The following is a 22,960-nucleotide window of genomic DNA, read 5'->3' on the forward strand; positions in this document are numbered from 1 at the left end:
GGTAATGCTCTGTGGCTCAGATGTATTTCTATTACTCAGCAATGAATGCGGGTAAATCAACAACGCTTCTTCAATCCTCTTTCAACTATCAAGAACGCGGCATGACGCCAGTTATTTTTACGGCTGCGCTAGATGATCGTTTTGGTGTCGGTAAAGTGAGCTCTCGTATTGGTCTTCAATCTGACGCACATTTATTTCGTCAGGATACCAATTTGTATCTAGAGATCGCAGATCTGAATGAGGTTGAAAAACGTCACTGTATTCTTGTTGATGAGTGTCAGTTCTTGTCGAAAGAACAAGTTTATCAACTTACTGAAGTCGTTGATAAGTTGCATATTCCAGTATTGTGTTACGGCCTTCGCACCGATTTTCTAGGCGAACTTTTTGAAGGCAGTAAGTATCTATTATCTTGGGCAGACAAGCTGGTTGAGCTCAAAACAATCTGCCATTGCGGCCGCAAAGCGAATATGGTTATTCGTACCGATGAACACGGCGTGGCAATTAAAGAAGGCGATCAAGTTGCGATCGGCGGTAACGATAAGTATGTCTCCGTATGCCGCCAACATTACAAAGAAGCGCTCGGTAAATAAGCCGTATTGATACATAAAAGCCACCGAACTTGGTGGCTTTTTGTTGTCGGTTAGAAAAAGTTAGACTAAGTTAAAACCAAACCGCTCGAGTAAAACCTGGTAAGAAGATTCGACTTGCTGAGGGATGTTCTGCTCGGTTTGAAATCCTTTCTCTGGATAGCTTTTTACGCGAGAGAAATCTTCCATTAGTGCTTCTAGCACCATCATTAATGGCATGTCTTCATTAATGTATTCAAAAAATGGAAGAGCCGCAGAGCTTACTTGGAGCTGAGTGTAGGGTGACTGCCACTGTTTTTCAAATGTCGCGATTGCTCTACGCTCCATAAACGGTTTTTGTACCAGAATAAACGAGGAACATTGTTTTCCTTCCTCTTTTAATCGTTGCTCAGTAAAGCGAACGTTTTCTCCACTGTTTGTGGATTTAGTCTCGAGCAAAATTGTTTCACTTGGAACGCCCGACAACTTTGCAATCTCGGCAAAGGTTTCTGCCTCGCTTTTTTCAAACAGTCCATCTGTGAAGCGACCTTCACCCCCTGAAAATACAATCAAAGGTGCCAACTTTTGGTGGTAGAGCTTGGCAGCGTGCTCCGCTACACGCACATCATTACTGCACATCACAAACAAACAGTCCGCAGGTTTCAGTTCATGTTTGAGTTGCATGTAATCCCAAAGCGTTTCTATATGTCTATAGAGCCTCATAGCGCATCCAAAGTTGAATTGAAGTGAAATCGATAACCAAGTGAGAGTAGTTTGTCAGCAAGAATACGCTTGTCAGCTTGCTCTGTGACGGGTGGAAGAGGTATCTCACTTCCGATTTTGTTTATGGCAGCTTGGTAGAACTCAGCCTTGCTGACAGTATGAGGTGTCGTAACGTTAATGACTTGGTTGCTTAAATTGCCTAAGGCAAATTTCGCAGCCGAGACAGCATCATCTTGATGAAGCATATTAGCTGGTGCTTTACGACTAACTTGTTGAAGCCTTGCTGCAAAGCGAGATGGGTGTCTATCTGGCCCGATTAATCCGCTACAACGTAGAATAACAAAGTTAATATTCGAGTCGATAACATGCTGCTCTGCTTGAAGCATAATACGTGCATTGTCAGAGAAATAAGGGCTTTCGGCTGCTAAAGAGATTGACGCGTCAGCTTCTTCCATATCGGAAGCAAGGTTAGGGTAAACCGTGGTAGAGCTGATCATGAGAAGTTTTTCAACGTTGTTTTGCTTAGCTGCGTTGGCAAGTATTTGCCATTGCTGTGCATATTCTTGACCGCGTCCTTTACGAAATCCTGGAGGAAAAGCACCGATAACGTGCGTAATTTGATGCTGTTTGAGCAGCTCATCTAGCCGTGCTGTGGCGTTCAATTGATTGAAATCGAACAATGCGGAGTGAGTTAATGAGGTGGGTAACTCTTTTAATCGAGTTTGGCTACGACGAGTGACGACAACATAGTGTCCATCTTTCATCAATGTTTCTGCTAGCGGAGTTCCGAGCCAGCCTGCACCTACGATCAATGTATTTGCCATTTGGGTCTTCCTACTTACTTATGTCTGCCCGAATAGGTTGAGCAGTTCTGCTTTGGCTTGTTGATGGAGGGGATCTGAATGCCATTTCTGGTGCTGAATAAGGTCAACATTGACTTGCCAAGCCAGTTTTGTGAAATCATCCCCAACTTTTTTTAATGTATTAGGTGAATACGCGACTAAATGCTGTGGTAGAAAGCACCAACCAAACCCTTTATTCGCCAATTCCAACAAAATATAGTAGTTATCAGCGTACCAGATATCTGGGCTAAATGCTTGATTGAGACCACATGGCTCTGCACTTTTGGATCGTATGACCAATTGACGATGTTGTTTTAGTTGATCAATGTGAGTGATTTGCTGCTTTGCTAAAGGATGCGTTGAAGAGACATAGACATCAAATGCAATATTGCCAAGATTGGTGAAATCGATGTGCCTTGGCATTTGTAAATCACTCAAAATAATCCCAGTCGTGGCGCGTTCCGACTTAACCAATTCAATGATATCAGGGCTTGATGCCGTTAAGCATTCAACTTGTAAGTGTGGAAAGCGTTGCTCTAACTTCTTTAGCACATCCGGCAAGCGAGTCAGAGGAATCCCTTCATCAATAGCTAAGGCTAATTTGTTCGTTGGCGTGGAAAAGAGCTGCGATGCCCTATTGTTTAGGCGGTCGAGTTGGCTGATTGTTGCTTGTGCATAGGGTACGAGAGCGAGGCCATTCTCAGTTAATTTAGGGTACCTGCCTGATCGATCAAAAAGCTCAACGCCACAGTCGATCTCCATATTCATGATGTGCTGGCTCACTACAGATTGAGCTCGCCCCAGTTTTCTAGCTGCTCCTGAAAATGATCCTGCTTCTGATGTAGCAATAAAAGCTTGCAGTTGTTCGATGGTAAACATATCGCTTAAACCGATGGTATCTAACTTTTGGTTATCTAAATAATAGATAAAATTCTAAGCATTGAGTAGAACTATTTGGACAGAGAAATATGACTCGTAACGAACGAATTTTTCATGCAGTACTTTTTGAGTTAATCGCACTCGCGATTATTGTACCAGCGGCTTCATTGATCACTGGAAAGGGCTCTAGTGATCTTGCGTTGGTTGGGGTCGGGTTGAGCATGTATACCGTGATATGGAACTACATCTACAACTTGTACTTTGATAAGTGGTTTGGTGGCAATCGAGCTGAGCGAAGTTTAGCGATGCGGCTTGGACACACTGTTGGTTTCGAGGGAGGATTGATCTTTATCTCTCTACCTGTGATTGCCTGGTTCTTAGAAATTACGCTTCTTCAAGCTCTGATGCTGGAAGCCGGCTTCCTCGTTTTCTTCCTATTTTATGCTACTGGTTTTAACTGGTTGTATGACAAGGTTCAACCATTTAGCAAAATGAAAAAGCGATTATTGCCGCAGGCATCGACAGGAAAAATATAGGACTAAAAAACGCCACCGAGTTCGGTGGCGTTTTTTGTTCAAATTACACAGACAAAACTCTTAAAATCTTATCTGCATGTTCTGCAACTTCAATGCCTTCGTCTGTTAGATAACCACCGTCAGGCTGTGTACAAAGTTGCTTCTCATATAGACGAGCAACGGCTGCCTGCATTTCTTCTGACGCGTCTGTATGAACTTTAATACCAGTTGCAGCACTACTTAGGTCGAACTGAAGAAGTAGATTCAATTCGGCGATATGTTCAGCTGAATATTTCATAAATGATTCCTTTGCGCTTTTTTTACCAAGCTAGTCTGAAAAGTAGCGTTGGGCAACATTCAACGACAAGAAGTGTTAAGTATGGCGCTATCAGGCTGATATAACGCAGGATCTTTGTTCGAAAGGTCGAATACTTGTTAAGTATCAATGATACTTACGGTAGCGAATGATAGGCGCTATTTATTGCTTGATCTCCCAATAACAACGATTTTAGTAAACACGCCAAATAGCACTTGAAAAAATAGGGAAATAGAGCGATTATCCGCGCCTCTTTAAATGTTTCTAAATGTTACACCAGAATGAACTTTAATCAGTTTGACTCACTATTACCGCCACAAGCTGCGGAACGCGCAGCTGAAGTGGGGGTAGGCAAAGCAACGAAAGCTCCAATCAAATCTTTTCTGCTCGCCATTTCTGCGGGGCTTCATATTGGTATTGCTTTCATCTTCTATACCACAGTAACGACAGGCGCAGGCGAGCTGCCTTGGGGCATTACACGACTCATTGGTGGTCTGGCATTTAGCCTTGGTTTGATTTTGGTGGTGGTTACTGGCGGCGAGCTTTTCACTAGCTCTGTACTGACACTAGTTGCGCGTGCGAGTGGAAAAATCTCTTGGCAAGCACTTATCAAAAACTGGTTGGTGGTTTACTTTGGCAATATGGTTGGGGCCATTTTGCTCGTGGCCTGTATGCTAGTTACCAAGCAATATATGTTTGATCATGGCCAAGTTGGTCTTAACGCGATGGCGATCTCCCAACACAAATTACATCATGGTTTCTTTGCTGCTGTTGCGCTTGGCATCATGTGTAACGTATTAGTTTGTATTGCAGTTTGGATGACGTTTAGTGGGCGAACATTGACAGATAAAATAGCGGTCATGATTTTGCCTGTGGCTATGTTCGTGTCGGCAGGTTTTGAGCACTGTATTGCGAACATGTTCCAAGTACCTATGGCGATTGGTATTAAGTACTTTGCGCCAGAAGCGTTTTGGCAAATGACAGGGGCAGATATTGCAAACTACGCGGACTTAAACATGATGGGGTTCATCGTAAACAACCTAATTCCTGTTACGATAGGAAACATTATTGGTGGTGGCGTATTTGTTGGCATGTGGTATTGGATGATTTATCTACGCGATGGAAATAACCATTTGCGATAAGTTTAGAAGATCACAAGAAAGGCGAACCAGATGGTTCGCCTTTCTTTTTATTTGTCTCTGCAAATGTCAAATAAGTCGAGTCATGCTAAATCAACTCTTCGTTGATGCCAAAATCGGTTGGGAGCCAATGAGAAGTTACTTCCTTTGGTTCTTGAACGAGCCAATCCAGAGGTGCATCGGACAGGAGTTCATCGTAATTTTCTTTGATCATTAAGACATCCATGTACGTCTCTCCAAGTTTGTGGTCACTGCCTTTACTTTAAAATTAGAACATGTCAGTCACGTGATCAATGCATGACGATTCGATTGATCACTTATGTTGCTATGTTTCTGGTTGCGTATGGGTTTTGGGGGCTTATCCACATTTTCTGTGGATAACCTGTATCAAAGGTCGTGCGTATCTAAACTTGCAAAGAAAATTTCATAAAATTAGAGGCTTATATCAAAAAGAATTCTGCCTGACTTTTCATCTGAAAGCGTCTTGATGAGTGCTCGAAGAATAGTTGAGTTATTCAGTTATAAGTACGTTCGACTTGGCAACATAAGTTGTTTAACGGGCTTTACCCACAAGCGCCAACTAACCGTGAGTTTTGGTCGATTCGGGTTGCTCGATTTTTATCTTGATTCGGCCTTCTTTGGTTTGTACCCAGCGCAATGTCATTTCTAACGTTATGGTTACGGAGGCACTCAACATAACGAAAATAGCCAGCATAATTACTAACTGGTATTTAATCGCAACCATCGGGCTCGCGCCACCTAGAATTTGACCGGTCATCATACCCGGTAAGGTAACCAGCCCTGTAGTGGCCATAGAAGCTAAAGTCGGGGCAAGGGACTTTCTAAGAGCCTCCTGAATGAAGGGGAAGGAGGCGTAGCGAGGAGAGGCTCCAAGTGAGATTGCAGCCTCATATTCTGCTTGTCTCTGCTCAAAAGCCGTAAACAAATTCTGAAGAGCGATGATATTACTACTCAAGCTGTTACCCAATAACATACCAGCAAGTGGGATCATGTACTGCGCATTGTAAATAGGGGATGGTTGCACTAGGCCTGCTGTAATTGCAATCAGAAGTGGTATTAGACCACAGGTAAGGCCCGTTAGTAGCGGAAGCATAAGTGGCTTTTTAGGTAACTGAGCTTTTCCCGCAATTGAGCTGGCACCAATCAGTAGCATGATGGCAAGCCAAAGTATATTGACAAGTAAACTGTTTAATTGAAAAAGATATTCTAAATACACGCCAATCAATATGAGCTGAAATGTCATTCGGATAACACTGATTATCGTGTCTTTTGCTATCCCTAATTTGTAGCGGGCATTGATAAAGAAGGGGACCAATAAAATCAAACCAAACAGTGCCAGTTTGACCCAGCTTATATCCACCACGTTATCCATAATCGCTCCTTGAAAATACGCGAATAATTGTATCTAAGCCTCCCCTTTATATGAACCACTATGTGCACTTTTTGCTGTTCTTAAAGTAAACCTTGAGTGCTATTTTAGACATTAATACGCAGCATTCTGTTTACAAGTGGTTATCTTTTTCGGAGTTTTTAAGTCGATTTATGGCATGGTAATTACGATTTAAATGTGATCGATGTTTCTTAAATGTTGTTTATTTAACAACTCCTTAAAAGACTTATTTTGTCACATCTGTTCATGTTTTTTAATAAATAACATCAATCCATCATATCTCTGGATGAGCTCAAAAAAGTGTTGAATTACAAGGTCTGAGGTCGCTTATTTGATTGAACCCTACTATTAGTATGGTCTAACATTTTCCGTTAGAGATTGTAAAAAACTTAAGCTTGGTTACGCGGGCTTTTCAATAACACTAGATACAAAATAGGCAAATGTATGAGTGATGTTAATAAAATTGAGAGTGGTGAAAAACGCTCCCTGGAGTGGAAGTCGTTCCTCTTCATTGCAGTTGTTCTCTTCCCAATTCTGAGTGTGGCCTTTGTTGGCGGCTACGGGTTCATCGTTTGGATGTTGCAAGTCTTCTTCTTTGGACCTCCAGGCGCGCACGGCATGTAAGCCAGTGAGCTCATAACCACACTTTTGAAAAGATTTTAAGAGAGCAAATAATGAAATCATTAATCATTAAACTGTGGCGTACCATGACGCGCCCAGCTGTACATATCAGCCTAGGTGTGCTGACTATGGGCGGCTTTATTGCTGGTGTTATCTTTTGGGGTGGCTTTAACACCGCTCTAGAAGCAACCAACACAGAAGAATTCTGTATTAGTTGTCACACAATGCGTGACAACGTGTACGTTGAGCTACAAGAAACGGTGCACTGGAAAAACCACTCTGGTGTTCGTGCTACCTGTCCTGATTGTCACGTTCCACATAACTGGACAGATAAGATCGCTCGTAAGATGCAAGCTTCTAAAGAAGTATTTGCACAAGTATTTGGCAACTACGACGAACCGGGTGTGTTCGAAGAGCGTCGTATCGAACTTGCTAAACACGAATGGGATCGTTTCTCGGCAAACAAATCTCTGGAGTGTAAAAACTGTCACAACTACGAATCGATGGATTTCGAGCAAATGTCTCCTACGGCTCGTATCCAAATGAAGCAAGCCGCTGAGAAAGATCAAAGCTGTGTTGACTGTCACAAGGGTATTGCGCACAACCTACCAGCAGGCATGGACAGCATTGGCGGTATCGTGGGTGATCTAGAGGGTATGACTTCTAACACGGATTACGGCGTTGGTCAGCAACTCGTGAGCGTTCGTCACCTACCAATTTACTTTGATGCGCAAGGCAGTAAAGAAGCTGGTCTTCTTAATCCTGCATCGACCGTTAAAGTTCTTGAAGACAAAGGCGAGTTTGTTGAGATCGAAATTGACGGTTGGCGCAAAGCAAAAGGTTTTGGTCGTGTAATTCAAGAAGACTTCGGTAAGAACATTGCGACTGCGTCTCTGATGAAAGAAGCAGCAACAGACAGCAACATTGTGACGACTGGTGAGAAAAAAGTGGATGAGCTAACAGGCCTTCCTTGGGAAAAAGTAGCGGCGAAAGTATGGATTAAGAAAGAGTCTATGCTGAACGACATCAATCCTGTTTGGGAAAAATCTCGTGAAGCCTACAAGACCAATTGTTCTGTATGTCACACTCAACCTGCGGAAGCGCACTTCGACGCGAACACCTGGCCAGGTATGTTCGACGGTATGTTGGCGTTCGTTAACCTAGATACAGACAGTGAAGCACTGATCTTGAAGTATCTACAGAAACACTCTTCAGATTATGCTGAAGGTCACCACTAATAAGCGTCGGATTGGAGTAATTTTAAATGGCTATTACACGAAGAAGTTTTCTTAAAGGTGTAGCAACCACAAGTGCAGCGTCAGTAATTGGTCCTAGCTTATTGGCGTCCGCCTCTGCAAATGCCGTTGAGACGACAGGTACTTGGAAAGTAACCGGTTCTCACTGGGGCGCGTTCCGCGCCCACATCTACGCGGGTAAAGTTCAAGAGATCAAGCCGCTAGAGCTAGACAAAAACCCAACAGAAATGTTGAACGGCATTAAGGGTATTATCTACAGCCCTTCACGTGTTCGTTACCCAATGGTTCGTCTAGATTGGTTGAAGAAACACAAATACAGCGCGGATACTCGCGGTAACAACCGTTTCATCCGAGTAACTTGGGATGAAGCGCTAGACTTGTTCTACCGTGAACTAGAACGTATTCAAAAAGACTACGGCCCATGGGCGCTGCATGCAGGTCAAACAGGTTGGAACCAAACGGGTTCATTTAACAACTGTACTGCGCACATGCAACGTGCAGTAGGTATGCATGGCAACTTCATCACTAAAGTAGGTGACTACTCGACGGGTGCAGGTCAAACCATTATGCCGTACGTGCTAGGCTCAACCGAAGTTTATGCACAAGGTACGTCTTGGTCTGAGATCCTAGAAAACTCTGACAACATCGTTCTTTGGGCTAACGACCCAGTGAAAAACCTTCAAGTAGGTTGGAACTGTGAAACGCATGAGTCGTTTAAGTACCTTGCACAACTAAAAGAAAAAGTGGCGAAAGGTGAGATCAACGTTCTATCTGTAGACCCAGTGAAGAACAAAACTCAGCGCTACTTAGAGAACGATCACTTGTACATCAACCCGCTGACAGACGTAGCGTTCATGCTCGCTGTGGCACACGTGTTGTACAACGAAAACCTGTACGATAAGAAATTCATTGATACTTACTGTCTAGGCTTTGAAGAGTTCATTCAATACGTTCAAGGTAAGACAAAAGACAAAGTAGAGAAGACGCCTGAATGGGCAGCAGCGATTTGTGGCGTGAAAGCGGACAAGATCCGTGAATTCGCACGCATGCTAGTCAGCGGTCGTACACAGATCCTGATGGGTTGGTGTATCCAGCGTCAAGAGCACGGTGAGCAGCCATACTGGGCAGCGGCTGTGGTTGCTGCAATGGTTGGTCAAATCGGTCTACCTGGCGGTGGTATCTCTTACGGTCACCATTACTCAAGTATCGGTGTGCCTTCTACTGGTTTCGCGGGCCCTGGTGGTTTCCCTCGTAACCTTGACCAAGGTATGAAACCGAAGTGGGACAACAACGACTTTAACGGTTACAGTCGTACTATCCCTGTTGCACGTTGGATCGACTGTCTGCTAGAGCCTGGCAAAGAGATCAACTACAACGGCGGTAAAGTGAAACTGCCAGACTTCAAGATGATGGTTATCTCGGGTTGTAACCCATGGCACCACCATCAAGATCGTAACCGCATGAAGAAAGCGTTCCGCAAGCTTCAAACGGTTGTAACGATCGAGTTTGCTTGGACTGCGACATGTCGTTTCTCAGATATCGTTCTACCGGCGTGTACGCAATGGGAACGTAACGACATCGACGTATACGGTTCATACTCGAACAAAGGTCTGATTGCGATGCATCGCCTAGTTGATCCATTGTTCCAATCTAAGCCTGACTTCCAAATCATGAGTGAACTAACTCAGCGTTTTGGTCGCCGCGAAGAATACACTCGTGGTATGAGCGAGATGGAATGGATCGAAAGCCTTTACAACGAATGTAAAAAAGCGAACGAAGGTAAGTTTGAAATGCCAGAATTCAACGAGTTCTGGGAGAAGAGCGTACTAGACTTCGGTGAAGGTAAACCTTGGGTTCGTCATGCGGACTTCCGTAAAGACCCTGAGCTGAATCCACTAGGTACGCCGTCTGGCTTCATCGAGATCACGTCTCGTAAGATCGGCCGTTACGGTTACGAACACTGTCAAGAGCACCCAATGTGGTTCGAAAAATCAGAGCGTTCACACGGTGGTCCTGGTTCAGATAAATACCCATTCTGGTTGCAGTCTTGCCACCCTGATAAGCGTCTTCACTCTCAAATGTGTGAGTCTGAAGAGTTCCGCGCGACTTACGCGGTACAAGGTCGTGAGCCGGTTTACATCAACCCAGCGGATGCCAAAGCAAAAGGCATCAAAGATGGTGATTTGGTACGTGTATTCAACGGTCGTGGTCAGCTATTAGCTGGTGCTGTTTTGACTGACAGCTACCCACGTGGCGTTATTCGTATCGAAGAAGGTGCGTGGTACGGTCCTCTAAACGAGAAAGAAGGCGCAATCTGTACCTACGGTGATCCTAACACGCTAACGCAAGACATCGGTTCTTCTGAGCTTGCACAGGCGACTTCTGCGAACACATGTATCGTAGACTTCGAGAAGTTCACAGGTAAAGTGCCGCCAGTCACTTCATTTGGTGGTCCGATCGAAGTTGCTTAATTAGTGCAGTTTGCATAAATCCAAATACCAGCCTCAGGGCTGGTATTTTTTTATCAAAATTTCAGTGAGCGTTGTCTCAATAGTAACTTCATAACGTTAAACGAGACTGGTATTCGTGATGATGGTAACGAATTGGGTGAGACAAGCAGGAGATAATGCGCCAAGCTAAACAATAATAATTAAGTGAGTAGACTCTTTATGGCTCAGAGCATTCAATTAGCAAATCACACTGAGATCACTGTGAATAACAATGACTTCCAAGTTGAAGTCGAGGGTAATCAATTACATTTTTCTTTTGCTGGTCTTCACAATAAAACCTTTACGGACCGTGAAGTGTTATTCGAAATGCCGTTTTTGTACGAGCACGAGGCCAACGTAATTGGGGATGGTTTTCAAATGTTGGCGCAAACGGCGGGAACGATCAATCACCCCGTTGATATTGGTCGCTGCCCAGACAATAATCCTTCTTATCGAATCTACCCTAAAGATGCCCCTAAGCGTTATTACAACTATTTAGTGGTGGAAGGTTCAGCGGGCTACACATTATTTGGCTTCACATCATGTCATCGCTTTGCAGGCTATTTTGATGTTGTGCTGCGTGATGGGCATTGGGTTTTATCAGCCGCAATTGATGGTGAGTTGACTCAAGTGGCGGATTGGGAAAGTAATCAACTTGAATCCGTGGCGGTACTCTGTGGTCAATCGCTGTCCGAGCTTTATCAAACCTATGGCGAGATGATTGCAAAGCATCATCCTGTTCGCCAAGGTGTGACACAAGATGCGCCTGTTGGTTGGTGTTCGTGGTACGCGTACTACGCGGACGTGACAGAGCAAAACATCATGCAGAACGTGGATTGCATGCAAGATAAGCTCGAAGACCTAGAGTGGCTACTTCTGGATGATGGCTATCAAGCCTTTATGGGCGATTGGTTAACCCCATCAGATAAGTTTTCTGGTGGCGTAAAAGAGCTCATTCATAATATCCGTGCAAAAGGAAAAAAGCCGGCAATTTGGATGGCGCCTTTCATTGCACAGCCTGAGTCGGAGATCTTCAAACAGCATCCAGATTGGTTTGTTCTCCACAAGGATGGTGGCTTACTTAAAGCAGAAGATGTCACATACGGTGGTTGGCGATGCACGCCCTGGTACATACTCGATACCTCAAACCCAGAAGTGCAAGACCATCTGACGCATGTGGTCTCTGTTATGCGTCAAGAGTGGGGCGTTGAGCTATTCAAATTAGACGCAAACTACTGGGGCACCTTAAAAGGTGTTCGTAAACAATCTGGTATTACAGGCGTTGAGGCGTATCGCTTAGGAATGGAAGCGATTGCCAAAGGCGCTGGTGATGCGTGGCTTTTAGGTTGCAACGCGCCAATGTGGCCATCTCTGGGGCTTGTGGATGCAATGCGTGTTTCTGACGATGTAGAGCGTCATAGTCGTCGATTCGAACAGATAGCCAAAGAAACCTTTTACCGTAGTTGGCAGCACCGAAAATTGTGGCAAATTGACCCGGATTGCGCCACGTTCACTTCATTAGCTAATCAATCTGCATCCAGAGAAGAGTATGAATTTCATCGCACGGTGTTATTAGCGAGTGGTGGTTTGCTGCTGTCTGGTGACCCGCTCCCTGAGATTACGCCGTTTGCTAAGAAGACACTGTCTAAGCTCATGTTACGTCAACAACGTAACCAGCAATCTGCAAAGTTTACCGCTTTGAGTTTAAATCACGCGTTTTTAAAACTAACGACGAAGAATGACCTCCATTGTTTGTTTAATTATGCGAGTTACGGAGCGATGGAATTTACGCTGACGTCTGATCAACCGGTGGACTGGTATGATTACTGGACAGGGGAAAAGCTAAACCAAGAACCTTGCCAGTTGTTAATGGTGAGCGTGGATAAAGGGCTCAATGCGAAAGCGATCGTTACAGCATAACGTGAAGTAAATCGCCTAATACCAAGATCAAGAAAGGAGCCTATTGCGGCTCCTTTCTCGTTTGATGCTCTGAGCGTTAGAACTCGAATAAAAAGTAATACCCGTATCCAACAATAAACGCAGGAATGGACGAGTAAATAGTCGCGACCAAAGCAGCTTTCGGTGCCATTGCAATAGCGGGGAATAGGGCGTCACCATCGTTAGAAATCGCATTGGCCAGTTGCGCAGAAAGTGGCGCTGCACCAGAAATGTATAGGCTAGTGACTAAAATTTGCGGTCCACAACCAGGCAACATACCAATGGCTAGGCCAGCTAATGGCATCCAAATTCCCCAATGAGAAAAGGTTTCTACAAGGTCGAGTCCAGAAAAATAGGTCGTCAGTTCAAACGCCAGAAAAGCGACGATCACCCAAGCACTGACGAAATTCGTATCTTGTGCTGCTTTTTGAATCGGGTGTGAGTCCACGATTTTTTCATCTTCAGAGACCGTTGACTGATAATCGCCGAGCTCTTTTGTCATAGCCCACAACGACATTGTGATCACCGCGAAGATAGCGCCCAGCCATTCAATGGTATTGGCCTGCAAAGACAACAGCTGATTAATATCGATTTGGAAAGACATTAACACAGCAACGACACTAGCAGGCACAATAAGCCATTTCCAAAATGCGCCTTGTAGATTGATTGCACGTTGTTCAAGGGGTGTGTGTCGGTCTGTCTGGTGTTGGCAACAAGCATGTGTCTGAGGTGCTTCTTTTGGTTCTGGTCGCAGAAAGTTATCAGCATGAAAAGCATTAACGACTAACCCTGAAAGAGTACCCACGATAATGCCTAATCCAACCACGCCTAATCCAACACTTGGTTTGGCGGCCAGAAGTAAAAAGGCAGCGTCACCCATTGTTGAAGTAAGTACCGCGACAATCGCACCAAATCCTACTCGGCCACTAATAAATTGCGTTGTCACAACAATAGCGCCACCACAGCCAGGCAAAGCACCCAACAAAGAAGCAAAGAAAACCTGATGATTACGCGAGCGATGATATAGCTCGGTAATTCGATTGGTTTTCGACATAAAGTTTGAAAGATAATGATAAATAGCCAATGTGGCAGCAACATAGCATGACACCGCCCAGAATGAGTCGGATAGCGTCTGTACGGCTACGTCACGTGTATTTTCATTGCCTAGCAAAATGAGCATGACGATAGGGATCAGCAATCGCTTATAAGCTAAACGAAACTGAGTAGGCTGAAACAACTGTTGTGCAGAGTGTAATAATTGGGTCGCGTTCATCGTTTACTCAAATGCAAATAGGAATAATTATCATTATATGTAAATGAGATTTATTCGCAATAGCATTGTGAACTTTTCTTCGTGTCAAACTCTCTGAAATCAGGTAAAGTATCGGCCTTTGTGAGCAAACACGCCCTAATTAACTGTATTAGGCGGCGTATAAAATTGACTTGAATAGGAAGAAACATGATTCTAGTTGTAGGTCATAAGAACCCAGACAGTGACAGTATTTGTAGTGCACTCGTTGCAACTGAACTTCTAAAAGCGCGTGGCGTTGAAGCTATGCCAATTCGCCAAGGCGAAATCAACCGTGAAACTCAGCACATCCTAGAAGTTGCTGGCGCTGAAGTTCCTGAGCTTCGCACATCAGTTGCGGGTGAGACCGTTTGGCTAGTAGATTACTCAGATCTAGCACAAGCACCAGACGATATCGCAGAAGCTGAAATTGCGGGTATTGTTGACCACCACCGTCTAGGTGACGTGATGACAGTAAACCCAATGGAAGCATGGATCTGGCCTGTTGGTTGTACCAACACTGTTCTATTCAACATGTTCAAGATTGAAGGTCACGCGATTACTCCACAAATTGCTAAGCTAATGATGTCAGCAATTCTATCTGACACAGTAGGTTTTGCTTCTCCAACTTGTACACAAAAAGACAAAGATGCCGTTGCTGAATTAGCGGCAATCGCAGACGTACAAGATGTTGACGCGTTCACTAAAGATCTTCTAATTGCTAAAACAAACATCGAAGGTCTATCAGCGGCTGAGCTTGTTGAGAAAGACCTTAAAGGTTACCCATTCAACGGTCGTGACGTAGTGGTTGGTCAGGTTGAACTTGCAACTCTTGAGCAAGTTGACGGTATGATCGAAGCACTAGAAGCAGACCTAGAATCTCGTTGTGAGAAAGATAACCTAGCGTTCGCTGCTGTAATGCTAACAGACATCACGACTGCTCAAACTCGTCTTCTATACAAAGGTGAGTGGGCTGAGAAGCTTGTTAAGCACGAAAAAGACGGCATGCTAATGATGGAAAACACGCTAAGCCGTAAGAAGCAAGGTTGGCCTTGGCTTCAAACTGAGCTAGCTTAATTTTCTAGCATATACTTTAAATGCCCGCCTAGCTGCGGGCATTTTTCTATGGGAAATAGGAGACGAATATGTCTGAGCAACTGACCCAAGAGCAGATGGATACCATTAATCGCTACAACGAAGAGCAACGTTTAAAGTACTGCGTAAAAGAGATTGTGGCGAATCGTAAGGTTTGGATTCTGAAAGACGAACATGGCTGTGTCATGTTAAATACAGAAGATGATGATTGTGTACCAGTATGGCCAAACGAAGAGTTCGCTTTGCAATGGGCGAATGGTGATTGGGAAGATTGCGAGCCTGAGGCGATCTCTTTAAACAAGTGGCACAGCCGTTGGACCTCTGGTCTAGAGGATGACGAGCTATCGATTGTTGTATTCCCAAATCAAAATGAAGAAGGGGTCGTATTGTTTCCTGACGAGTTTGATTTTGAACTGCGCAAACAAGCGAGCCGCCGTTAGTTCTTTGATTAGTACCCATGCAATAAAGAAGCCTGCGTTAAAGCAGGCTTCTTTACATTTGAACGATTACATCTTTGATAAGCTATTTTGTTTGATGGCTTGGCGCTTTATAAAAGTGGCTTTCGACTAGTCGTTCAGTAATAGGATGCTCGGGATGAGTCAGTACTTGGTTGGTCTCGCCAAACTCGACCACTTCACCTTCATGCATCACCATCACTTTATCAGTAATATGCTTAACAATGCCAATATGCTGAGACACGTACACAAATGACAATCCCATCTCTTCTTGCAACTCGAGGAATAAGTTAATGATCTGCGAGCGCATTGCCATATCCAAACCGTTTAACGCCTCATCAGCGACAATGATGGAAGGTTGAAGAATAAGTGCACGAGCCAAACACACGCGCTGTTTTTGACCGGCAGCTAGCATTTGTGGATAAAAATAGGCGTGCTCAGGCAGCAATCCTACGCGGAGCAGGGTGTTCTTTACACGCTGCATGCGCGCATCTGGCGGCATGTTGGTATTTCGCTTTAGCGGACCTTCTAAAATACGACCAATCTGGATTCGTGGGTTTAACGATGTGTTTGGATCTTGGAAAATCATGCGGATGAGCTTGCAGCGTGTCGCGTAATCTTTGTGCTCCAATCGTTCGCCATTCACACGGATCTCTCCGGAGCTTGGTTCAACAACGCCAGCAAGCATACGAGCTAGTGTGGATTTTCCTGACCCGTTTTGACCAATAAAACCAATAGTTTGCCCTGGCTCTAAAGTAAAGCTTACCGGTTTTACTGCCTCATTAACCTGGCGTTTGAACAGACGGGAGCGCGTAACAAATTGCTTCGATAAATTATCGACTTCAAGTAACGCACTCATGACTTTTTCTCCGTGTTCAATGGAAAGTGGCAGTTAAATTTATGATTCTTAATTCGTCTGGTGTGTGGAATTTCTACACATTGTTTCTGCGCATATGGGCAACGTGGTCCGAGGCGACAACCGATAGGTAGATGCTGCAATGGCGGAATCGAGCCCGGTAGGGATTGGAGTTTTTGCTTGTGTGGTACCCAATCATTAAAGTCAGGCATCGCTTTAAGCAAGGCATCGGTGTACGGGTGCTTGGGTGCCGCAATGATTTTACTGGTATCGGCAGACTCCACCGACTGACCACAATACATTACCGTAATACGTCCTGCCCACTGTGTTATGGTCGCTAAGTCGTGGCCGATAAGCAGAATGGTTGTGTTATTAAGTTGGTTCATGCGGCTCAACAGACGCAAAATTTGCGATTGGGTAATCGGGTCTAAGTCGTTGGTTGGCTCATCTGCGATCAGCAACTTTGGTTTGGTCGCTATCGCCATGGCAATCATGACTTTTTGACACTCACCATCAGTCAGTTCATAAGGATAGCTACCCATTAAACGCTTGTGATCTTTAATACCCACTTTATGCAAAAGCGCGATGGCCTGTTTTTTACGCCATTTAAATCGCTCCCACCATTTCCCTTCAAATGCGCGAGATGGAATGGATTCAATCAATTGACGCCCGACTTCCTCTGAAGGGTCAAGACAAGTTGAAGGTTCTTGGAAAATCATCGCAATATCACGAGCAATGACGCGCCGACGCTCTTTTGGTGTAAGCTGAAGCAAGTCAATATTGCCAAGGCGCATACGGTCTGCGGTGATGCGCCAGTTATCTTTACTTACCCCGACAATCGCTTTTGCAACTAAGCTTTTCCCTGAACCAGACTCACCTACAAGACCACGAATTTCGCCTTCGTTCAAAGTTAGGCTCATTCGGTCAACGGCTTTGACCAACCCTTGAGGTGTTTCGATCTCAATGGTCAAATGTCGAATATCTAACAACGGCATTATTCGATCCCCGCATTAAGCGCTTGACGTACACCTTCACCTACTAAGTTTAGGGTAATAACAGTAAACATGATGGTCAGGCCGGGTAGGGTCACTGTCCAAGGTGCAATATAAATAAGCTCGACAGAGTCACCTAATATTGCTCCCCACTCGGTGCTTGGGGCCTGTGCGCCTAGGCCAAGAAAACCCAGTGCCGTAATATCTAAAATCGCAGCAGACAGCGCGAGTGTGATTTCAGCGGCAATGACCGTCAGAATGTTAGGAAGAATTGAACTCCACAGTAAGTAGAAATCATTAGCTCCATCAAGGCGTGCTGCCATTATGTAGTCTTTTTCAACTTCGGTGTGGACTGCGATATAAACAGAGCGAATAAAACGCGGAATCAAAGCTAAGCAGATTGCGAGTAAAATATTGAACCCACCAAAGCCGAGAAATGCCACAAAAATGATTGCTAATAAGAGCGACGGGATCGACATGACGGTATCGAGCAAGTGGTTGAGAGTACTCGACAGTAAGCCTTTCGTCATACCTGCCAATACGCCAATTAAACAGCCTACAACGGCAGCAATTGCGGTGATGGCGACAGCAGCGCCAAATGTTAGCTGAGAGCCCATAATCAGGCGCGAAAGAATATCTCTACCTAAGTCATCGGTCCCCAAAAAGTAATCAACCGTTCCTGCTGGGGCCCATGATGGCGGCACAAGCAACTCACCTGACTGTGCTTGGGCGTCAAATGGTGCAAGTAGGGGCGCAAAAATGGTAATAAGGACGATAAACACCAAGCACCACAAGCCAAACATGGCTAGTCCGTTGGCGCGGTAGCTTCGCCAAAAACGCTCAAACTGTGTTGGAATGCGCTCTTCCTGATAAACGTTATTTGTTAGCATACCATTCCTTTCGAACTAAAGGGTTAATCATCGCGCCAATCAAATCCGAGAGAATGTTAGCGGTAAGAACCAAAGTCGCAAGTACCATCACGCCAGCTTGGATAGATGCATAGTCTTGGCTTGCTAGCGCATCTAAAAGCCAACGACCAATACCTGGCCAGTTAAAAATAGACTCCGTGATGATAGCTAAGGTAATCATACTCGAAAGTTGAACACCAACTTTGGGAATGATAGGCGGTATCGCATTCCGCAATACATGTTGAGTTACGATTTCGCGGTTAGAAAGACCTTTGATTCTCGCTGCACGGATGTAGTTTTGGCTCATCACTTCCGCTACCGAGGAACGCATTAGTCCGACAACCTGGGTGGTTGGAGCCAAAGCGAGCACCAAACATGGCAGCACCATATGCTCAATGACGCTTTGCAGTGCATGAGCGCGGTATTCGCCTTTCGCCATGAATGCGTCGATAATGGCAAACCCGGTTACATGATCAATTTCGTAAAGTAAATCATACCGTCCCGCAACGGGAAAGAGTTGGTATTCCAATGAAAAGACCATGATAAGTAACAGAGCAACCCAAAAGATTGGGGCGGAATAACCAGACATTGACATGAATGAAATGCTGGTATCGAGCCATTTACCTTGCTTCATCCCAGCCACGGTTCCAAGTGGAATGCCGATCAAAAGGGACACCAAAAAGGCAAAGAAACACAATTCCAAAGTGGCTGGGAATACAACGGCGAGCTCGTCGTAAATCGCATTGCCGTTTTTACTTATGCCAAAATCGAGTTGAGAAAGGTTGATCAAGTAAGTTTGCCAGCCAGACCAAAAATCAACGTTTGCCCAGTGCGAGAGAGGGTCAAGGCGCAGCAGAGAAAAACCCACTAATGTAAGGATCATCAAAGTGATGATAAATAGGTTAAAGCGTCGAACGGTATACCAAAACATCAGTGAATTCTCTCAACTCTATCAAACGGTTGGGCATTGAAAGGGCTTGATTTGAAGCCTGTCAGCGATTTGTCGTGCACACGGAACTGCACGCCATGCGCCAGAGGAATAACCGGGAACTCTTGATTCAAAATGTTCTGTGCTTGGCGATATAGGTTCAAACGGTAACGCGGTTCTTGAGTTTCTAAAGCCAAATCGAGCAAGAAATCGAAGTCATCGTTACACCACATGGACACGTTAAGGCCAACGCGGTCAGACTCGCAAGATAATAAAGGGCGGAAAAAGTTGTCAGGATCCCCGGTATCACCAATCCAACCAGTTAAAAGTAAATCGATATCGTTGATGTTCTCCAAATCCACACGTTCAAACCTATCATCGGTAAGTAGCGTTAATTTAACCCCAATATCGGCAAAATTCGCTTGGATTAGCTCTGCGGTCTTGCGAGGGCTTGGGTTAAAAGCACGTGGTTCAAGTGGTACCCACATGGTCAATTCTAGGCCGTCTTCGTAGCCTGCATCTCGAAGTAGTGCCAATGCATAATTCCGGTCATAACGAATTTTTACGCTGTCTTTTTGATAAGCCCATGAATTAGGTGGTAGCAAGGTATAAGCTTGGGAGCCAGTTCCGTAGTAAACCGAATCTAAAATATTTTGACGGTTGATCGCTAAGTTAAGAGCTTGGCGAACTCGAGCATCACTCAGCGCGGTGGTTTCTGTGTTTATCGCAATAAAGGAAACGTTGTTAGCTGGTGTAGCCGTCAGCTCAAGGTTGTCATTTTCTTGAATGACAGGTATTTGGCTCGAAATAGGTGAAGAGAGTACGTCACACTCGTTTCTTAAAAGTTTAGCTAATGTACCCGTCCCTCTGTGAGAGATATCGAACACCACTTGTTCCATTTTTGCTGGTGACTTCCAGTAATTTGAATGACGCTCTAATCGAATCAAGTCGTTCACTTGGTACTCTTTTAATTGATAAGGGCCGGTACCGATAGGAAGTTGGTCGATTTCTTCTTTATGATCTTTTGCTGCCAATTGCTGTCCATACTCCGCAGACAAGATAACCGCATGGCTGGTGGCAATATTGGCCAAGAAAGAAAAGTTTGGCTGAGATAACGTAAACCTTACCGTATACTCATCTATTGCAACCACGTCTTGGAGTAGGTTTTGAAAATCTAACCCTGCAAACCATGGATAAAAACCACCACCTACTTGGTGAAAAGGATGGTCTACATCGATGATTCGCTTGAAGCTAAATACCACATCTTTTGCATTCAATGAGCGAGTGGGTGTGAACCAAGGTGTGGTTTGGAATTTAAGACCACGTTTAAGCTTAAACGTGTATTCCGTCCCTGATTCATTTACTGACCAACTCTCGGCGATGCTTGCCACGGGCTGATGTGATTTAGGATCGAGCGTGAGCAGCGTATCGTACAGCTGCGGGCTCAGAGCCTCTGCGGTAATACCGCTATCAATAAGCTGAGGGTTAAACGTGGTCGGCTTACCTTGTCCGCAAAACACAAAGCCAGCTTTGCGAATATCATTGTGGTCAATTTCATCGCCACAAGCGGTCAGTAGGCTAATCCCAATAAGGCTCAGCGATAATCTTATAAAAGCATTCATAATATGAAATGTTCATTGGATCTTGCTCGTTTCGTTTGATCTTACTCTTTCAAAGCTAACAAGCGAAAATGATCTCGCTAATTTATCACCTTTGTGAACTCGCTCCAAACATAAAATCCATACACTGTAAGGTGTTATGCCATAAATGCATGCGAATTAGAGCGCAGTCACGAGCTCGTGTATTGATTGAGTACTCTCGGTCAAGTTAGCTTTGTCCGACCAAACCATATTTTCTAACCATCCCTCGTAATTGGTGATAGCTCAAGCCAAGTAGCTCGGCTGCTTGACGTTGATTAAACTTGGCTTCTTCCAATGCACGATTGAGTAAATGGATATCTTGTTCCTCTTGCCATTGTTTATAGTCTAGAGGGAATTGGATGGTGTTGCTTGATGCTTCCTCTTCTTGTTGTTCTGCTTGTTTTGCACTATGGCCAAGCGCGCTGTGCCAAACCGTTTCAAAAGGATTGAAAACCAGTTCATCAATTGGGTGAGCATTCAGACCATGTTGGTAAATCGCACGTTCAATCACGTTTTTTAGTTCGCGGACGTTACCGGGCCATTCATATTCAATAAGCGACTGCTGCGCTTTTGGGGTAAAACCGACAAAGTATTCCAGTTGCAGTTCACGACACATTTTCATCGCGTAGTGCTCTGCTAAAGAGAGAATGTCTTCTTTGCGCTCGCGAAGAGGCGGTAACATAATGACATCGAAGGCTAGCCTGTCGAGCAGATCTGCACGAAAATCACCTTGCTCTGCCAATTTTGGTAGGTCGGCATTGGTTGCACAAACAAGTCGAACATCCGCATTGAGAGCGGTATGACCGCCAACTCGCTCATATTCACCATATTCGATGACGCGTAATAGCTTTTCTTGAACTAAAAGTGGTGCGGTCGCCAGCTCGTCAAGAAACAAAGTACCGCCCTCGGCACGCTCGAAACGCCCTTTATGCTTACCTTTAGAGCCTGTGAAGGAGCCGGATTCATGTCCAAACAATTCGGAATCTATTAGCCCTTCGCTTAATGTCGCACAGTTGAGTGATAGTAGTGGTTTATCCCAACGTCTTGATAAATAATGCAAACGCTGAGCGATGAGTTCTTTACCCGTACCTCGTTCACCAATGATGAGGACAGGGCGCTCAATGGGTGCAAGTTGTGATACTTTATCTAGTACAGCGAGAAAAGCAGGTGATTCACCAATCAGGTTTTGCTTCATAAAGTCCTTCTTATTTAACAGCCGAGCCATGATTTAGAGATAGAGTTGGTAAATTTCACCAACAGTTGGTGAAAAACATCATAGCACAATAGTGTGTAACGACAACAAAATGAATAACACTCTGATTTAAAAGAAAATTATAAGTTGGCACGTTACTTGTTATATATTCAGGGAGACACAAGGTTAATCACCACCTTGTCGAGTTTTAATAGGAAAAAAGAGGAGTTCCGTTATGGGTATTTTTTCTCGATTTGCAGATATCGTTAACTCAAACATCAGTGCATTACTGGACAAGGCGGAAGATCCTGAAAAAATGATCCGTCTTATCATTCAAGAAATGGAAGACACACTTGTTGAAGTGCGTACTAACTCGGCTAAAGCGATTGCAGACAAGAAAGAGTTGGCTCGTAAGGTTGAAACGTTAGAAGAGCAAATTGGCGAATGGGGCCAAAAAGCGAGCTTAGCATTAGTTAAAGAGCGTGAAGATCTAGCTCGTGCAGCGTTAATTGAAAAGCAAAAGCTAGAGCAAGTGATTAAAGGCCTCCACACTGAGCAAACCTTAGTGGAAGAAACGATCGATAAGCTTACTGGCGAGATTGGTAAGTTGGAAAGCAAAATTGCTGAAACGCGCGCAAAACAGCAAGCACTAGCAATTCGTAACCAAACTGCATCTAACCGTCGTGATGTGCAAAAACACCTGCACACTAGCCGTACTAATGAAGCGATGGCGAAATTCGAGCAATACTCACGTAAAGTGGATGAAATGGAAGCGGAAGCAGACCTGTATGCTCAAACCGGTAATGCTAAATCGCTAGAACAAGAGTTTGCAGAGTTGCAGGCACAAGACGAAATTGAAAAAGAGTTGGCAAAACTGAAAGAACAGATGTCATCGAAAGATAAATAAGAAA

General features: G+C 44.5%; 23 protein-coding genes. 10 read left to right on the forward strand and 13 right to left on the reverse strand.

Annotated features, from left to right (window positions below; genetic code table 11):
- Positions 1-11 precede the first annotated feature (11 nt).
- Positions 12-590 carry a thymidine kinase gene (locus tag H9L11_RS12670; RefSeq protein WP_205390799.1) on the forward strand — a complete coding sequence of 193 codons (579 nt, stop codon included), beginning with the start codon at positions 12-14 and terminating at the stop codon, positions 588-590.
- Between the two features lie 60 nt (positions 591-650).
- On the opposite strand, the gene H9L11_RS12675 is transcribed toward H9L11_RS12670, so the two are convergent.
- The 3 genes from H9L11_RS12675 to H9L11_RS12685 are packed head-to-tail and all read right to left on the reverse strand — an operon-like array spanning position 651 to position 3,010.
- Positions 651-1,289, reverse strand: a complete 639-nt coding sequence (locus H9L11_RS12675; RefSeq protein ID WP_205390800.1) for a YdcF family protein — start codon at positions 1,287-1,289, stop codon at positions 651-653.
- Positions 1,286-2,113 carry an NAD-dependent epimerase/dehydratase family protein gene (locus H9L11_RS12680; RefSeq protein WP_205390801.1) on the reverse strand — a complete coding sequence of 276 codons (828 nt, stop codon included), beginning with the start codon at positions 2,111-2,113 and terminating at the stop codon, positions 1,286-1,288. Before H9L11_RS12680 ends, H9L11_RS12675 begins: the two co-directional genes overlap by 4 nt.
- Before the next feature lie 18 nt (positions 2,114-2,131).
- On the reverse strand, positions 2,132-3,010 hold the full coding sequence (locus H9L11_RS12685; RefSeq protein WP_025766872.1) for a LysR family transcriptional regulator: 879 nt from the start codon (positions 3,008-3,010) through the stop codon (positions 2,132-2,134).
- A gap of 89 nt (positions 3,011-3,099) precedes the next feature.
- Between H9L11_RS12685 and H9L11_RS12690 the strand changes: the two genes are divergently transcribed.
- Positions 3,100-3,546, forward strand: a complete 447-nt coding sequence (locus H9L11_RS12690) for a PACE efflux transporter (RefSeq protein WP_005378150.1) — start codon at positions 3,100-3,102, stop codon at positions 3,544-3,546.
- Between the two features lie 43 nt (positions 3,547-3,589).
- On the opposite strand, the gene H9L11_RS12695 is transcribed toward H9L11_RS12690, so the two are convergent.
- Entirely contained in the window at positions 3,590-3,823 is a 234-nt protein-coding gene (locus H9L11_RS12695; RefSeq protein ID WP_005378148.1) for a TIGR02647 family protein, read from the reverse strand.
- A 299-nt stretch (positions 3,824-4,122) separates the two neighbouring features.
- Between H9L11_RS12695 and focA the strand changes: the two genes are divergently transcribed.
- Positions 4,123-4,983, forward strand: coding sequence for a formate transporter FocA (gene focA / locus H9L11_RS12700; protein WP_205390802.1), 861 nt, complete (start codon positions 4,123-4,125; stop codon positions 4,981-4,983).
- 85 nt (positions 4,984-5,068) lie between these two features.
- Here the strand turns inward: focA and H9L11_RS12705 are convergent, their stop codons facing one another.
- Positions 5,069-5,206, reverse strand: a complete 138-nt coding sequence (locus tag H9L11_RS12705) for a hypothetical protein (RefSeq protein WP_005378145.1) — start codon at positions 5,204-5,206, stop codon at positions 5,069-5,071.
- A gap of 354 nt (positions 5,207-5,560) precedes the next feature.
- Complete coding sequence (locus H9L11_RS12710; protein WP_033905097.1) at positions 5,561-6,373, reverse strand: ABC transporter permease; 813 nt, start codon at positions 6,371-6,373, stop codon at positions 5,561-5,563.
- A gap of 462 nt (positions 6,374-6,835) precedes the next feature.
- On the opposite strand from H9L11_RS12710, the gene torE reads away from it, so the two are divergent.
- The 4 genes from torE to H9L11_RS12730 all read left to right on the forward strand — a co-directional run bounded on the left by torE (position 6,836) and on the right by H9L11_RS12730 (position 12,677).
- Positions 6,836-7,015, forward strand: a complete 180-nt coding sequence (torE, locus tag H9L11_RS12715) for a trimethylamine N-oxide reductase system protein TorE (RefSeq protein ID WP_005378141.1) — start codon at positions 6,836-6,838, stop codon at positions 7,013-7,015.
- Positions 7,016-7,065: 50 nt separating this feature from the next.
- Positions 7,066-8,250: a pentaheme c-type cytochrome TorC gene (gene torC, locus H9L11_RS12720; RefSeq protein ID WP_005378139.1), complete on the forward strand. Its 1,185-nt coding sequence runs from the start codon at positions 7,066-7,068 to the stop codon at positions 8,248-8,250.
- A gap of 26 nt (positions 8,251-8,276) precedes the next feature.
- Positions 8,277-10,739, forward strand: a complete 2,463-nt coding sequence (torA, locus tag H9L11_RS12725; protein ID WP_205390803.1) for a trimethylamine-N-oxide reductase TorA — start codon at positions 8,277-8,279, stop codon at positions 10,737-10,739.
- Positions 10,740-10,937: 198 nt separating this feature from the next.
- Positions 10,938-12,677: an alpha-galactosidase gene (locus tag H9L11_RS12730; protein WP_205390804.1), complete on the forward strand. Its 1,740-nt coding sequence runs from the start codon at positions 10,938-10,940 to the stop codon at positions 12,675-12,677.
- A 76-nt stretch (positions 12,678-12,753) separates the two neighbouring features.
- Here the strand turns inward: H9L11_RS12730 and H9L11_RS12735 are convergent, their stop codons facing one another.
- Entirely contained in the window at positions 12,754-13,968 is a 1,215-nt protein-coding gene (locus tag H9L11_RS12735) for a putative manganese transporter (protein ID WP_017820871.1), read from the reverse strand.
- 186 nt (positions 13,969-14,154) lie between these two features.
- Here H9L11_RS12735 and H9L11_RS12740 point away from each other — a divergent pair, with 186 nt between their 5' ends.
- A complete protein-coding gene (locus H9L11_RS12740) occupies positions 14,155-15,060 on the forward strand; it encodes a manganese-dependent inorganic pyrophosphatase (RefSeq protein ID WP_017634678.1) in 906 nt (301 codons plus the stop codon).
- A gap of 68 nt (positions 15,061-15,128) precedes the next feature.
- Entirely contained in the window at positions 15,129-15,518 is a 390-nt protein-coding gene (locus H9L11_RS12745; protein ID WP_005378129.1) for a DUF2750 domain-containing protein, read from the forward strand.
- An 82-nt stretch (positions 15,519-15,600) separates the two neighbouring features.
- Here H9L11_RS12745 and H9L11_RS12750 read toward each other — a convergent pair whose 3' ends face one another.
- The 6 genes from H9L11_RS12750 to pspF all read right to left on the reverse strand — a co-directional run bounded on the left by H9L11_RS12750 (position 15,601) and on the right by pspF (position 22,052).
- Positions 15,601-16,392 carry an ATP-binding cassette domain-containing protein gene (locus H9L11_RS12750; protein WP_205390805.1) on the reverse strand — a complete coding sequence of 264 codons (792 nt, stop codon included), beginning with the start codon at positions 16,390-16,392 and terminating at the stop codon, positions 15,601-15,603.
- Positions 16,389-17,384 carry an oligopeptide/dipeptide ABC transporter ATP-binding protein gene (locus tag H9L11_RS12755; RefSeq protein WP_005378126.1) on the reverse strand — a complete coding sequence of 332 codons (996 nt, stop codon included), beginning with the start codon at positions 17,382-17,384 and terminating at the stop codon, positions 16,389-16,391. Before H9L11_RS12755 ends, H9L11_RS12750 begins: the two co-directional genes overlap by 4 nt.
- The gene (locus tag H9L11_RS12760; RefSeq protein WP_005378123.1) at positions 17,384-18,271 is read right to left on the reverse strand and encodes an ABC transporter permease subunit; all 888 of its coding nucleotides are present in this window, start codon (positions 18,269-18,271) and stop codon (positions 17,384-17,386) included. Before H9L11_RS12760 ends, H9L11_RS12755 begins: the two co-directional genes overlap by 1 nt.
- Positions 18,258-19,220 (reverse strand): ABC transporter permease subunit, encoded by a 963-nt coding sequence (locus H9L11_RS12765; protein ID WP_005378122.1) that lies wholly within the window; start codon positions 19,218-19,220, stop codon positions 18,258-18,260. Before H9L11_RS12765 ends, H9L11_RS12760 begins: the two co-directional genes overlap by 14 nt.
- The gene (sapA, locus tag H9L11_RS12770) at positions 19,220-20,839 is read right to left on the reverse strand and encodes an ABC transporter substrate-binding protein SapA (protein WP_205390806.1); all 1,620 of its coding nucleotides are present in this window, start codon (positions 20,837-20,839) and stop codon (positions 19,220-19,222) included. Before sapA ends, H9L11_RS12765 begins: the two co-directional genes overlap by 1 nt.
- Before the next feature lie 205 nt (positions 20,840-21,044).
- The gene (gene pspF, locus H9L11_RS12775; RefSeq protein ID WP_017820869.1) at positions 21,045-22,052 is read right to left on the reverse strand and encodes a phage shock protein operon transcriptional activator; all 1,008 of its coding nucleotides are present in this window, start codon (positions 22,050-22,052) and stop codon (positions 21,045-21,047) included.
- Positions 22,053-22,284: 232 nt separating this feature from the next.
- On the opposite strand from pspF, the gene pspA reads away from it, so the two are divergent.
- Positions 22,285-22,956 (forward strand): phage shock protein PspA, encoded by a 672-nt coding sequence (gene pspA / locus H9L11_RS12780; RefSeq protein ID WP_005378119.1) that lies wholly within the window; start codon positions 22,285-22,287, stop codon positions 22,954-22,956.
- The last annotated feature ends 4 nt before the right edge of the window (positions 22,957-22,960 follow it).

It is taken from the genome of Vibrio sp. sp1 (assembly GCF_016920955.1).
GTDB classification, from domain to species: Bacteria; Pseudomonadota; Gammaproteobacteria; order Enterobacterales; family Vibrionaceae; genus Vibrio; species Vibrio alginolyticus.

Coding starts and splice junctions, on each gene's coding strand:
- sapA (WP_205390806.1), bottom strand. CDS start 20,839: ATGAATGCTTTTATAAGATTATCGCTGAGCCTTATTGGGATTAGCCTA.
- pspA (WP_005378119.1), top strand. CDS start 22,285: ATGGGTATTTTTTCTCGATTTGCAGATATCGTTAACTCAAACATCAGT.
- H9L11_RS12730 (WP_205390804.1), top strand. CDS start 10,938: ATGGCTCAGAGCATTCAATTAGCAAATCACACTGAGATCACTGTGAAT.
- H9L11_RS12740 (WP_017634678.1), top strand. CDS start 14,155: ATGATTCTAGTTGTAGGTCATAAGAACCCAGACAGTGACAGTATTTGT.
- H9L11_RS12750 (WP_205390805.1), bottom strand. CDS start 16,392: ATGAGTGCGTTACTTGAAGTCGATAATTTATCGAAGCAATTTGTTACG.
- H9L11_RS12710 (WP_033905097.1), bottom strand. CDS start 6,373: ATGGATAACGTGGTGGATATAAGCTGGGTCAAACTGGCACTGTTTGGT.
- H9L11_RS12760 (WP_005378123.1), bottom strand. CDS start 18,271: ATGCTAACAAATAACGTTTATCAGGAAGAGCGCATTCCAACACAGTTT.
- H9L11_RS12705 (WP_005378145.1), bottom strand. CDS start 5,206: ATGGATGTCTTAATGATCAAAGAAAATTACGATGAACTCCTGTCCGAT.
- H9L11_RS12690 (WP_005378150.1), top strand. CDS start 3,100: ATGACTCGTAACGAACGAATTTTTCATGCAGTACTTTTTGAGTTAATC.
- H9L11_RS12675 (WP_205390800.1), bottom strand. CDS start 1,289: ATGAGGCTCTATAGACATATAGAAACGCTTTGGGATTACATGCAACTC.
- H9L11_RS12680 (WP_205390801.1), bottom strand. CDS start 2,113: ATGGCAAATACATTGATCGTAGGTGCAGGCTGGCTCGGAACTCCGCTA.
- H9L11_RS12765 (WP_005378122.1), bottom strand. CDS start 19,220: ATGTTTTGGTATACCGTTCGACGCTTTAACCTATTTATCATCACTTTG.
- H9L11_RS12745 (WP_005378129.1), top strand. CDS start 15,129: ATGTCTGAGCAACTGACCCAAGAGCAGATGGATACCATTAATCGCTAC.
- torC (WP_005378139.1), top strand. CDS start 7,066: ATGAAATCATTAATCATTAAACTGTGGCGTACCATGACGCGCCCAGCT.
- torA (WP_205390803.1), top strand. CDS start 8,277: ATGGCTATTACACGAAGAAGTTTTCTTAAAGGTGTAGCAACCACAAGT.
- H9L11_RS12755 (WP_005378126.1), bottom strand. CDS start 17,384: ATGCCGTTGTTAGATATTCGACATTTGACCATTGAGATCGAAACACCT.
- H9L11_RS12685 (WP_025766872.1), bottom strand. CDS start 3,010: ATGTTTACCATCGAACAACTGCAAGCTTTTATTGCTACATCAGAAGCA.
- torE (WP_005378141.1), top strand. CDS start 6,836: ATGAGTGATGTTAATAAAATTGAGAGTGGTGAAAAACGCTCCCTGGAG.
- H9L11_RS12695 (WP_005378148.1), bottom strand. CDS start 3,823: ATGAAATATTCAGCTGAACATATCGCCGAATTGAATCTACTTCTTCAG.
- H9L11_RS12735 (WP_017820871.1), bottom strand. CDS start 13,968: ATGAACGCGACCCAATTATTACACTCTGCACAACAGTTGTTTCAGCCT.
- pspF (WP_017820869.1), bottom strand. CDS start 22,052: ATGAAGCAAAACCTGATTGGTGAATCACCTGCTTTTCTCGCTGTACTA.
- focA (WP_205390802.1), top strand. CDS start 4,123: ATGAACTTTAATCAGTTTGACTCACTATTACCGCCACAAGCTGCGGAA.